Source organism: Spirosoma jeollabukense (assembly GCF_054777855.1).
In genome coordinates this window covers 147,661-159,530 of the sequence record NZ_BAAHAD010000002.1, presented here as the reverse complement: position 1 = coordinate 159,530, position 11,870 = coordinate 147,661, and the positions used below count along the sequence as shown (strand labels likewise).

Here is an 11,870-nt window from a genome sequence, read left to right as displayed (position 1 = left end):
CGATGATTTCTGTCCTGCTGACGAAAGGAAGCATCTTAAAGTGTCCTGATTCATTTACAAGGAAAACCTAAGATGCTTCCTTTCGTCAGCAGGACAAAAATGTGTCCAGCAGGACAAAGTAGAATCCGTTACCAGCCCGGATTCTGGGTGAGCGTTGGGGTTAGGTTTCGCTCCCGCTGTGGAATTGGCCACAGATAGTGACGGGCTTTGTCAAACGTCCGGTTAACGGCCGTTACCTGAATCGTCGCCAGCGCGCCAGTCGCATCTTTGTAGGTGATCCCGTAAACGGGGCCGGGCACTACAGTTTCGGCTGTTTTCCAGCGCCGAATATCGAACAGATGAACCCCTTCAAAAGCGAGTTCAACCGTACGCTCCCGACGAACGATAGCCCGCAAGTCGGCCTGGGTTGCCGTGCTGCTGACGGCTGGTTGCTTTACGTCTGTTCGTCCATTACGTACTGTATTGATGGCTGTTATCACACTCGCATCCAACTGGTTCAGTTCAATTTTTGCTTCGGCATAGGTCAGCAAAATCTCGGCATACCGTTGCAAAATGATATTAATTCCACCGTTGACGGGGTTGGCATAATCCTCGGCATTGATGTATTTTTTAATATTGAAACCCGTCGTTGAAGCAATGTACGTATTCCCAACGGCATCCGCCGTCCCGCTGTTGGGCGCGGGTTGAAACGTAATACCGCTGGGCAAGGGATCGCCCGCCAGAAACACCGAAAACTTAAGCCGGGGGTCCCGATTCACATACGGATTTGCCGGATCGTAGCCACTGGTCGGATCAGTAATGAGCTTGCCCGCCGTCGTTTCATACATGTCCACAAGAGCTTTTGTTGGCACATACGTACTCTGGGCGTTTTTCTGACTGTAAGGTCCCAGCAGGTTAAAGACGTTGATTGGGTACGTGTCTTTAATGAACTGCCGATCCAGCAGGACTTCTTTGTTGTTTTCAGCCGCTACAGTGAACAGCTTTTCGTACGTATCGTTTAGCCCATAAATACCCAGCTTCATCACCTGATCGGCGGCATCGGCAGCTTGCTGATACCGCCCGGCAAACAGATTGGCCCGCGCCCGTAAACCAAGCGCTGCGCCTTTAGTCACCCGACCTTTGTCGACGGCGGCATAGGTGGTGGGTAAAAGGGCAGCCGCGTCAGCCAGTTCCTTGTCGACAAAATCCCAGATCTGCGAAACTGGTGCACGGGTCAATGTGCGGCTTTCGTCCAACGTAATAGCGGTAGTAATCAAGGGGACATCGCCAAACATAGCAGCCAGTTTCAGATACTGATAGGCCCGCAGCGCCTTGGCCTCGCCCTTGAACTGGTTGATGAGTGCGGTATTGGTCGACGTCACTTTATCGACGTTCTCCAGGTAGTAATTGCAGGCCCGGATTCCTTTGTAAGCGCGTGTCCATTCGCCAAAAACCTTCGAACTGGTAGCGTCATACTGACCCAGTTCGACATACGCCTGCACATCAAACGGCTGGTTGGTGTGGGCAATGTCTGTCATGGCATCCCAGCTGATGATGTTGGTACTGTCGAGATCCGTATAGAGGGAATTCGCGGCCAGTCGGGCATCGTTCTCCGTTTTCCAGAACAGACTTTCCGACAAGCGATCGTTGGGAACGGTCTCCAGCAACTCCCGATCGCAGGAGGTGAATGCTATTCCCAAAAGAACAACCAAACCAGGGAATACAGGAAATAATAGATTCTTTATTCGTTTCATGATCGTCAATGTGAATCGAGGTGGGTCACGTTAGAAATGCAGGTTGAGCCCGAGTGTATACAGCGCCGTTTGCGGATAATAAACGCCCCGCCCCGATCCGGCTTCGGGGTCCAGATGCCACTCATTCAGTTTCGAAATGGTAAATATGTTCGTCGCCGATACGTAGGCGCGAATCCGATTCAGCCGCACTTTATTGGCCAAAGCCGTCGGTAGCGAATACGCCAGTTGAACGTTCTTCAACCGGACATACGAGCCGTCGATAACCAGCCGGTCGGAGGTTGCTACGTTCCGCAGATCAAACTTGAGGGGTCGGGCAAAGCGAGCGCCGGTGTTCTCAGGCGTCCAGTAATTGTTGGCGTAAATCGACGCCGTAAACCCTTCCTGATTGCCCATCTCGGCCAATGCTCCAGCCAGCCGGGTATCTACTTTGGCGGCTCCCTGAAAGAGCAGGCTCAGCTCAAAATTCCGGTACGAAAAATTGGAATTGAGCCCGAAGGTGAACTTGGGAAACGAGTTACCAATGTTGGTCATGTCATTGGCGTCGATCTTGCCATCCCCGTTTAGGTCCACGTATTTCACGTCGCCGGGTTTGGTGTTGGCGGCATAGGTCGCTTTGTATTCTGTAATCTGCTGCTGCGTCTGAAACAGCCCGTCAGTCTTGTAGCCCCACAACGTATTGATAGGCAAACCTACGGCGATGATGTAGCGGGGATCAATATCTGAGCCCGTGATGTAGGGACCGGTCCCTTTCAGGTCAACGACTTTATTTTCGTTGATACTGAAGTTGGCACCCAGATTGTATTGCAACGCCGACGGATTCTTACCACCCCGGTAGCTGAGGCTAAATTCCCAGCCCTTATTCTCCACAGAACCCGCATTTTGCGGAGGGGCCAGCAGGCCAACCGTCGCCGGAATATCCAGGTTTAGAAGGATGTCTGAGGTGAGCTTTCGGTAATAATCGACCGTCAGATTCATCCGCCGGTTCAGGAAAGAAGCATCTAACCCCAAATCCAGTTGCTTTGTCGACTCCCATCCCAGGCTGGTATTAGCGAGGGTCGTCTGGCGATAGCCTTGTACCGAGGCTCCGTTGAAATTGTAGCCACTGGCTGCGAGTGCGGCATAGTAACTGTACAAATTAACGGACTGATTCCCCGTTACACCCCAGGAACCGCGCACTTTCAGGTCGTTCACTGTCGATTGCAATCCCTGCCAGAAGTTCTCTTTCGAGAGTCGCCAGCCAGCCGAGAAGGACGGAAAGAAACTGTACTGTTTTTCGCCGGTAAACTTGGACGAACCGTCGTAACGGCCGTTGACTTCAACCAGGTATTTTCCATCGTAGTCGTAATTGATACGTCCGAAATACGAGCGTAATCCATAAATAGCATCACTCCCGCTGTTGCTTTTCGTGCCGTCGTTGGCGCCCTGGCTGATGGACTGAATGTCGTTGTTATAGAACCGTTCCCGATAAGCAGTCAAAAACGTTTGTGTGTTGCCAATCTGCGAATAACCCAGAAGTCCTTTAAAATTGTGGCTACCCAAACTCTTCTCGTAGGTGAGCAGGTTGATCAGCGTGTATTCCCGTAACGTATTGCGCACTTCGGTCAGGCTATTGTTGGCCACCGTTTTGGTGATATTCGTAATTTTATCGACGTTGGTAAAGGCGTTAGTGTAGTTTTTCTCCGACGTAAAAAATCCCCGACCCGCCAGTTGCGTCGAGAACGTCAAGCCGTCAACAATTTCCCATTCGGCCTTTACATAGCCCGCCAGATAGTCCGTGAACCGCTTGGAGTCCCCCCCGATTTCGGCGTTCATGAGTGGATTATTCCCCTGCGTACTCAATCCATACGTACCATCGGCATATTTGGGTACAGCCCAGAGCGACCCGTGGTACAGGCGATCGATCGGGTCGACCGTGGGCGCTACCGAATAGTTGTACCGGTAGTTAATGTCCCCACTGACGCGAATTTTGGGTGAAATCGTATAGTCCGTATTCAGGCGAATTTCGCCGATTTTGCTGGCGTAATGCGTAATGATACCCGCCTGGTCCTGATAGCGCAGGCTCAACCGGGTACGTATCGCTTCGTTGCCGCCCGACACGGCGATGGTATGATTTTGCTGCGGGGCCGCGTGCAGCACCGTTTGAAACCAGGTATTGGGTAGCGGGTACTTCTCACGGTCGGTAGCAGTGATATACGCCTGAATAGAGGCTTCTGTGAAGCGGGCGGGCAAGGCAGAGCCCGCGTTCGTATAGGCCGCGACCTGCATCCGCATGTAGTCTTCCAGCCCCATCATTTGCGGTTTATTGATCGAATTCTGAATGGCATAATAGCCGTTGTAGTCCACCTGAACCTTGCTACCCTTTGCCCGTTTCGTTGTCACGACGACTACGCCGTTGGTAGCTCTGGACCCGTAAATTGCCGTAGAGGCCGCATCTTTCAGCACCGTAACGGTTTCGATATCATCGGGGTTAATATCCGATAGCCGCTGCTCGATCCCGTCAACAATCACCAGAGCGTCGTTCTTGCTTAGGTCATAACTGCCGGTGCTCCCGCTGGTGCTGTTATTGATACCGTTGGAATTGGTGCTGCCGATATTGAACGTAGTGATACCCCGCACGCGGATCGCCGTGTTGGTACGACCGGGGGACCCACCCTGATCCAGTACCGTCACGCCCGGCATTTGCCCCTGCAAGGATTGCTGAATGTTGGAAACCGGTCGTCGGGCAATTTCTTCGGCCCCAATCTGTGAGACCGAATTGGTCAGGCTATTCCGTTTCTGAGTCCCATAACCCACCACCACAACTTCGTCAAGCTGCTTGTTGTCAGTCAGTAAGGCGACATCGAGTTTGCTACGTCTGTTGACGGAGACCTCCTGCGTCGTGAAGCCAATCCCCGAAAAAACCAGTATCGCATCGGCGGGCGCGTCGATCGTAAACTTACCGTTAGCATCTGTGCTGGTGCCTTTCGTCGTGTTCTTAATCACTACGTTAATGCCGGGCAGCGTTTCGCCGTTTTGCCCCTTCACGGTTCCGGTAATTGGGTCGGCTGCGACTTCCGTTCTGGTTACTGCCAGCAACGTAGCCGGTTGGGCTTTAGCGATGGATTCCGCAGATGGATTCGGTTCCTGACCGGACGTCGATTCGGGGAGTGGGCCATCAACGAACGCCACTTTCTTCGCTTTTTTGTCGCCCAGAATCAGGTAGGAGTTACTGTTTACTTTTTTGAAGCGTAGCCCCAGCGGTTGCAGTAAGTTGTCCAGATTCTTTTCAAGCGTCGCTTTCGAATTCAGGCTTTCCGGCGTGACAGAAATACCTTCCACCGTTCGCAACTCAAACATAATGTTGACACCATACTGCGTTTTCAGATCGTTTAATACGTCTTTTAGCTGACGACTGACCGCTTTCGCCTGTGCCATCTGGGTTGGCTGGACATTACTGGCGAGTACAACCGACTGCGACCAGCCCGGCTGAATACCGGCGAGTAACAACATCGACAAAAGACCCATAACTGGGGTTATTCGTAAAGGATTTCTCATAGAAGTGAAAAAAGTTAATTGATTGGTGTCCTTACAGCGGACATACGTAAGTTATCAGCAGGTAGGTCGTTGTGTGCTTTGCCTCCAGGTAGGCTTCAGGCAACAGAAATCCCTATTGTTTCCAGGGCAGCATGTACATTGGTGAGCGCATTGACATTGGCAGAAACACGATAAGTATTGTTAATTGATAGGCAAAGGTTAATAAGCGGCAGTAGTTTTCCAAGCAAAATTTAAAAAATTGACTATCAACTATTTACCCTTTAGTCTATCGAGAATTACTGTTATACATAACCCAATCCGTTACCTACCTGGACCAGGAGAACAGCATTCCAATGAGACTGAGGCTGTTAGTTCACAACCTACTATTTGTCCATGATTTGAACCTGATTCCCCTGCCGTACTACGTTGACGTCTAATAATTCGGAGATGGATTGCAGGAGTTGATCAACGTTATCTGCCTGGAATGAACCCATGAGTACCCGCTCGGCCAGGGCCTGATCGTTGATCTTAACCTGAAGTCCATAATTTTCTTCGAGCATATAAGAAACCTCTTCCAGTGTAGTTTCTTGGAAGACGAAACGCTTCTCTTTAGCAACGGGTTGAATAGTTTGCAAGTGCTTTACCGTTTTCAGCGCGATATGATTCTCGCGATCGAGGGTGACCAGATCACCGGGTTTCATGGTTAGCTGACGGGCAGTCTGGCCTTCCTGGTACTGAAGCTGTACTTTCCCCCTGTTCAGCACAACCCTTGCGCCCCGCTTCCGGGCAAAAACGGTGAATTCGGTGCCCAGCACCACAACCTCTAGCTGGTTGTCCGTTTTGACGACAAATTTCTGGTCGGTGGTCGTGTGCGTCACCGAAAAATTAGCTTCGCCCGTTAGCATCACGTCACGGGTTTTCTGCCCAAATCCCCACCGGGGCACACGCAGCGTCGAATTCGCCTGGAGCGCCACTGTACTTCCATCGGCCAGTCGAATGAAACGAGATTCGCCAAAGGGCGTTTGATAGGTCTGGTACAGAATCTGATGGCGAAATAGCAGCGCACCAAGGCCAAGGATCAACAACGCTGAAGCCGCTACCAGCCAGCTCCGATTATACCAACGTACTGGCAACGGGGCAATTGGCGGCTCAGAAATCTCTTCTCCTTCGGCCGTGTGTGGGTTCTCCGCTAAAAAACGGCTGTACCGCTGGAGACTCCGTTCTGGTTGAGTCAGATACTGGGGATGCTGAATTTCCCACTCTTCCAGCCATTCGTAGTATTGCTCTTCGTTCTCCCGCTGCTGAAGCCATTGCGCAATCAGCTCACGCTGTAGTGGGGATGTTTTCCGGGCGAAATGGCTAATTAGTAACTCTTTGTTGATTTCCGATTCCATGGCTGCGTCAGTCTGCTACTTGATAAGACAACTTTTAGGCGAACTCCCCTTATTCCGTTAAAAGGGGAACAACCGCCAGACAGCCACCATAACCATCAACCAATGGTCTTTCAACCCTTTCCGGACAATGCCCAGGGCTTTACCAATATGGACTTCGACCGTTTTAATGGAAATCCCTAACTCGGTGGCAATGTCCTGGTACTTTTTGCCTTCGAATCGGTTCAGCAGAAACACTTTGCGGCATTGCGGGGGCAGTGATTCGACCAGATCCTCGACCTGGTGAAACACTTCTTCAAACTGTAGAATCTGATCGGGCCGCTGGCTGAATGCATCCTCCCGAACGGCTGCGGTCTCGATATCGTCCAGTTGCTGAAATTCTAAACGGAGGTAGTTGTAGGCTTCGTTGCGAACGCTGCGGAACAAATAATACCGATAAGACGACGTAACGGTTTCGTAGGCTTTGGTTTTCCAGAACTTGCAAAAAACCTCGCTGACAAGATCCTCAGCCGTTTCTTTCGAGTAAACGAATCGTACGGCATGACTGCACAACGCCTGATAATACCGGCGAAAAAGCAGTTCACATCCTTTTTTGGGGCTTTCGGCAAACGTTCGCCGAATGAAAAGTTCGGTGTCGTTACCTGCGGGGTTTTCTTCGACTACCTCAACCGGTTCAGGCAAACGCTGACGGGTTAAGTTTGCCTGAGCCGGTTGATCAGCAGAATCAAGTAAGGATCGAAGTTGCATAGCCTGTGCCTACGTTGACAAGTCGCGAAAAAGTCAATCGTATACTATACAAGACAACTTTTGGTAAAAATCCCCTTAGTTGATTTTAAATTTTTCTAAAATAAAGTCAATAATTTTCTTTCAATCTAGCACGGGCCGGTCCGGCACCCGAAAAATAACTGAGTCAAGCGATTTCATCAGAAGCCCTTATCAAGGTTGTGTCGATCGAATGTTGCTCACTACCCGTTGAATCCGTTGGTCTTCGGCGAAACCAGTTTGCCAATGCCGAACCGGTTACGTTTTGTAGCGGACCAAATATGGCGGACGCAAGCCCTACGGTAGCGACTTTGCCCATCTGTAAAGCTAATCCTGTAGCCACTCCGCCGTTTTGCATGCCAACTTCGAAGGCGATGGTTCGGCGGTCTTTCTCAGGTAAACCCAGCAACCAGGCGATAAAGTAACCCACGCTGAAGCCGGTAAGGTTGTGCAGTAAGCAAGTGATGATCAGCAACCCGCCAACCTGAAGCAGATTGTCGCGACCCGACGCTGTAATAATCACCGTATTGACCACGATACCAAGCATGGCCACAAATGAGAGGCCATTTTCGATCATTGCCCGATTAACACCCGACCAGTTTTTCAGCAAAATAGCCGCCAGCATCGGCAGTATATAGAACCAAAAAAAAGACGTAGCCAGTGTTATCAGGAACGCGCTGGTGGAGCTGTTCATCACAAATTTCATCAGCACATTTGTTACAAGAATAATTCCTGCAAAAGCAAGTAGCTGTGCTGTTTTAGCGCGTCTGGTTTCCTGACCAAAATAAAACAAGTTAAAAATAAACCCGGCCACAATCGGGATGATGATCATGTTGGTGATGTCGATCATCATGTGTGAGATATCAATGTCAACGTACTGACCGGCCAGCCATTTCATCAGGAAAGGCGTGATGAATGGCGATAGTATGGTTGAGCAGGCCCCAATCGTGACTGCCAAAGCTAGATTCGCTCCTGATAGATAGGACATTACATTAGACGCCATCGCACTGGAAACACAACCAATCAGAATGACCCCCCCGGCGATTTCAGGCGAAAAATCAAAAAGATTCGACAACGCAAGCCCCACCAGCGGCATGATGATAAAATGACAGCTCACACCGATAAAGACGCCTTTCGGCATTTTGATGACGCCTTTGAAATCATCGAAACTCATGTGCGACCCCATACCAAACATGGTCAGTTGCACGAAAGGGACGATCAATCGTTTGAGTTGAAAATCGCCGACGGTGAAGAAATACGTCGGATAGAACATCGCTGCCGTCACCGCAGCCAATATCCAGATGGTGTACGAAAAACCCTTCAAGTACGGAAAGCCCCGAAACGCCAGCGCCAGCATAACCAGCGCGATTATCAGCAATGGGCCTGCTATAACCAGCCTATCAAACGCGTACAGGAGTCCGGCACTTAACAGGAGCAACGTAGCAAGAGTGAGCAAAAAGGGATAGACTCGATGCATAACGGGGAGAAAGTCAGTTGAATTAGGGTTGATTAGCAGTACGCATAAATAGCCTGGTTTGGCCATTTATACTTCCTAGCTCACGGTATCGATAAGCTCATGGCTGGCGTTGGGATACTCATGACACAGGTAACAGGCACGGGCTTCGTCTTCCTCTATTTCGGGGAATCGAATGCCATAATCGACCAGAAAAACGTTATCGTTCAGGTCATCGCAAACGCTCGAAATCTCAGCGCTGAGCGTATACCCAACCCCATCAATTTGCCAGCCGGTGCCTTCTTCGCCCCAGAACTGGTGAATGGTCCGCGGATGAATGGTCAGGCTCTCGCCCGGATGCAGGCGCACAATATCACCGGCCCCCAGTCGACGCGTACACCCGTCTACCTGCGTCGTAAACAGTTCGTTGGACGGATTGCCTTCGGGATCGGCTTTCGTGAGCTGAACCAGTACGTTTCCGCCCGCCCGACAGATAATATCTTCCCGTTTCGACAAATGAAAATGGGCAGGTGCCCGCTGATTTTCAGGGTCAATTAACCATTTTTCGGCGTATTGCTTTGGGTAATTGGGTTGGTTCATTCGGCCATTACGGACCGTAAATAACGTTCGGCCAATGTTGTGAAAATCCTTGCTACCGAAATCCGTTACGTCCCAGCCCAACATGCAATCCCGGATTTCATTGCAATCCGGTCCCATCTGGAGCCATTGCTCAACCGTCCAATGAGCGAAGGGCGGCAGGTGCATACCAAAATGAGCGATGACTTCCTTTGCCGTGTTGATACTGGCGTTTACAATGGAGCGTTTCAAGTTCATAAAAATGATTCGTTAAGGGGTGATTTTTTGACGAAGCGATGCCACAACTCCAGATTTGGGAGCTTGATCTATCGCGAAAAATAGGGTTGAACGATAAGTCAGGAAGGGGAAGAAAACTGTCACGCCAGTGGGTGACGTTTTACCGGTGACCTAATCCTATGATGTCTACTTACTAGTTCCGTGGTTTTATTGATTTTTCTGATAAGCGTTGTAATTGCCAATGGCTTCCGAAACGCGGATGGCCCGATCATAGACCGTCAGTTGTTGAACCGACCCGTTCAGCTTCGTACCAATTTGCAGCGTCGGAGCACCCGCGACGGATTTCAACTGCGGGTTGAACCGGCCCCAGCCAAATTGACGGGTATCGCCCCCGTCGTTCAAAACTCCATCGACCACGAAGGCAATGATTTTGGGACCACCATCGACAATAATGCTGACGTACTGTTTTTGATTGGCTTTCAGCAAGCCTTCGTCACAGGCCCAAACCGATTGGGTTCGCCCATCGTTGAGGACGATTTCCAGCGTTTTTTTATCGGTAGTACGTAGCAACCAGCCTTTCCCATCCGGCGTCCGCGTGTCGGCCAGTAGTTGATTTCCAGACAGATCACGTAGCGTATAGGCCATGTCGATCGTAAATCCGTTCGCTACACTCATGCCCGGCTGCTCCAGCCGCTGGGTGTCCCGTTTATAAAATTCGGGCAACACCGGGGCCGCTACCGATTGGGGGAAATTACCGTTTTTATTCGACCAGTTCAGGACAATGCCCGTTTGCGTTTTCGCCTGATTATCAAACTGATTCCAGAGTTGCGTCAGCAATGTTTCGTCCAGTTTATGGACGCGGGCAATGTCTTTCTGGGTTTCGGTAACGTAGTACGCGCCTTTGTCTTGGATCAAATCGGGGTAGCTCATCCGGATCAATGGATCATCGTCGTACAACAGAATTTCGGGTTGCGTCCATTTGATAATTTTGCCCTTTGGCGAATCTGCTTCGATGCCTCCCAGCACCCAAGCCGGATTTCGGTCTTCATACGCCATGCTACGGCGGTTCGGGTGCTCGCGAATAAACCGGCCGCCATGATTGTGAAACCAGTACAGGAATTTTCCATTTTCGCACTTCCAGGCAAAATTGGCAGCTCTCGGGTGCTTCACCAATCGCCCATTCGCGTAGCGCAAATACTGGGGCGCATCCCAGGTGTGGCCCCTATCCCGGCTATACGTGTAGGCCGGATGTCCATCGATGGTCCGGTAAACGCAGTAAAAAGACCCATCGCTCAGCACAGATACGCTCTGCTCTTCGGCAATGGGACCACCCACGTTGGGCGGAGTGCGTAGTCCAATTTCGCCATCCGGCAAAGTAGTCCACTTCGCCTGAGCGGGGTCCTGAACCTTAAACAAATCGGAACTTTGTAGGATCGCCCCTTCGCTCGACGTAAAGAAGCCCTCGCCAAACCCACCGACTTTATGCACGGGAACGTAAGCCGATTCGTTGTAGGCAAACGCGCGTCCTACGTTCCAGAAATACTGAATTTTACCCTGATACGGGTTTTTCCGGTCGATCTCGAAGGTGCGAATGGGGATATCGACCCGCTTGTCTGACCAGGTTTTGCCATGATCGTCCGAGTATTTGAAGACAAAATGGCCCTGGCTATCCACGCGTTTCACCAGACCATCTTTATATGGCGGATTATCTCCTTTTACGGCTCTCGTATTGTCGGTATTGTGGTTGTAGAAGACAAAGATTCGGCCCGACGGTGCTTTCAATAAAACGGCATAGGATGCTTCGGGACCGTCGCCGGGTTCCACATCCCGTTTATCTACCCACGTTTTCCCCTGATCGAAACTCCGCTCCGAGATAATGTGCTGACCGGAAGCCCCTTCGTGGCCCGTCCCTGTCGTTAGCACACAAAGCCAGGCACCGTCGTTGGTTTTCACGATGTACGGCTGATCGCTGTAGGTTTCGTCGGGAATAATGGTACCGCTTTTAATATGGCGCGTATCCTGCCCATACAGATGCCCTGTAAAGCTCCCCAGTACCATTACCAGTACGCTAACCTGCCGGACAAATTGTCTTAGAGTTACTTGCATAAGTTGACTGTTTTCTTTCGTAAAAAATTCCGCTACCGACCTGCTTTCGTCGATAAACTTGCGGTCATTATGAGTTTATCAGCCTTGAAATTAGACACG

Annotated in this window: 7 protein-coding genes; all 7 read right to left on the bottom strand. The window is 50.7% G+C overall.

From position 1 onward, the window contains the following. Positions 1 to 128: 128 nt before the first annotated feature. Positions 129 to 1,733: a RagB/SusD family nutrient uptake outer membrane protein gene (locus ACYVEA_RS09040; protein WP_461113105.1), complete on the bottom strand. Its 1,605-nt coding sequence runs from the start codon at positions 1,731 to 1,733 to the stop codon at positions 129 to 131. Positions 1,734 to 1,763: 30 nt separating this feature from the next. Next, the gene (locus ACYVEA_RS09035; RefSeq protein ID WP_461113104.1) at positions 1,764 to 5,267 is read right to left on the bottom strand and encodes a SusC/RagA family TonB-linked outer membrane protein; all 3,504 of its coding nucleotides are present in this window, start codon (positions 5,265 to 5,267) and stop codon (positions 1,764 to 1,766) included. Between the two features lie 362 nt (positions 5,268 to 5,629). Continuing rightward, positions 5,630 to 6,640, bottom strand: coding sequence for a FecR family protein (locus ACYVEA_RS09030; protein WP_461113103.1), 1,011 nt, complete (start codon positions 6,638 to 6,640; stop codon positions 5,630 to 5,632). A 57-nt stretch (positions 6,641 to 6,697) separates the two neighbouring features. Next, positions 6,698 to 7,384 carry an RNA polymerase sigma-70 factor gene (locus ACYVEA_RS09025; protein ID WP_461113102.1) on the bottom strand — a complete coding sequence of 229 codons (687 nt, stop codon included), beginning with the start codon at positions 7,382 to 7,384 and terminating at the stop codon, positions 6,698 to 6,700. Positions 7,385 to 7,547: 163 nt separating this feature from the next. Beyond that, positions 7,548 to 8,876 carry a bile acid:sodium symporter family protein gene (locus tag ACYVEA_RS09020; RefSeq protein ID WP_461113101.1) on the bottom strand — a complete coding sequence of 443 codons (1,329 nt, stop codon included), beginning with the start codon at positions 8,874 to 8,876 and terminating at the stop codon, positions 7,548 to 7,550. A 75-nt stretch (positions 8,877 to 8,951) separates the two neighbouring features. Then, positions 8,952 to 9,686, bottom strand: coding sequence for a D-lyxose/D-mannose family sugar isomerase (locus tag ACYVEA_RS09015; protein WP_461113100.1), 735 nt, complete (start codon positions 9,684 to 9,686; stop codon positions 8,952 to 8,954). A 186-nt stretch (positions 9,687 to 9,872) separates the two neighbouring features. Continuing rightward, positions 9,873 to 11,771 carry an exo-alpha-sialidase gene (locus tag ACYVEA_RS09010; protein WP_461113099.1) on the bottom strand — a complete coding sequence of 633 codons (1,899 nt, stop codon included), beginning with the start codon at positions 11,769 to 11,771 and terminating at the stop codon, positions 9,873 to 9,875. Between the last annotated feature and the right edge of the window lie 99 nt (positions 11,772 to 11,870).

Coding starts and splice junctions, on each gene's coding strand:
- ACYVEA_RS09040 (WP_461113105.1), bottom strand. CDS start 1,733: ATGAAACGAATAAAGAATCTATTATTTCCTGTATTCCCTGGTTTGGTT.
- ACYVEA_RS09035 (WP_461113104.1), bottom strand. CDS start 5,267: ATGAGAAATCCTTTACGAATAACCCCAGTTATGGGTCTTTTGTCGATG.
- ACYVEA_RS09030 (WP_461113103.1), bottom strand. CDS start 6,640: ATGGAATCGGAAATCAACAAAGAGTTACTAATTAGCCATTTCGCCCGG.
- ACYVEA_RS09025 (WP_461113102.1), bottom strand. CDS start 7,384: ATGCAACTTCGATCCTTACTTGATTCTGCTGATCAACCGGCTCAGGCA.
- ACYVEA_RS09020 (WP_461113101.1), bottom strand. CDS start 8,876: ATGCATCGAGTCTATCCCTTTTTGCTCACTCTTGCTACGTTGCTCCTG.
- ACYVEA_RS09015 (WP_461113100.1), bottom strand. CDS start 9,686: ATGAACTTGAAACGCTCCATTGTAAACGCCAGTATCAACACGGCAAAG.
- ACYVEA_RS09010 (WP_461113099.1), bottom strand. CDS start 11,771: ATGCAAGTAACTCTAAGACAATTTGTCCGGCAGGTTAGCGTACTGGTA.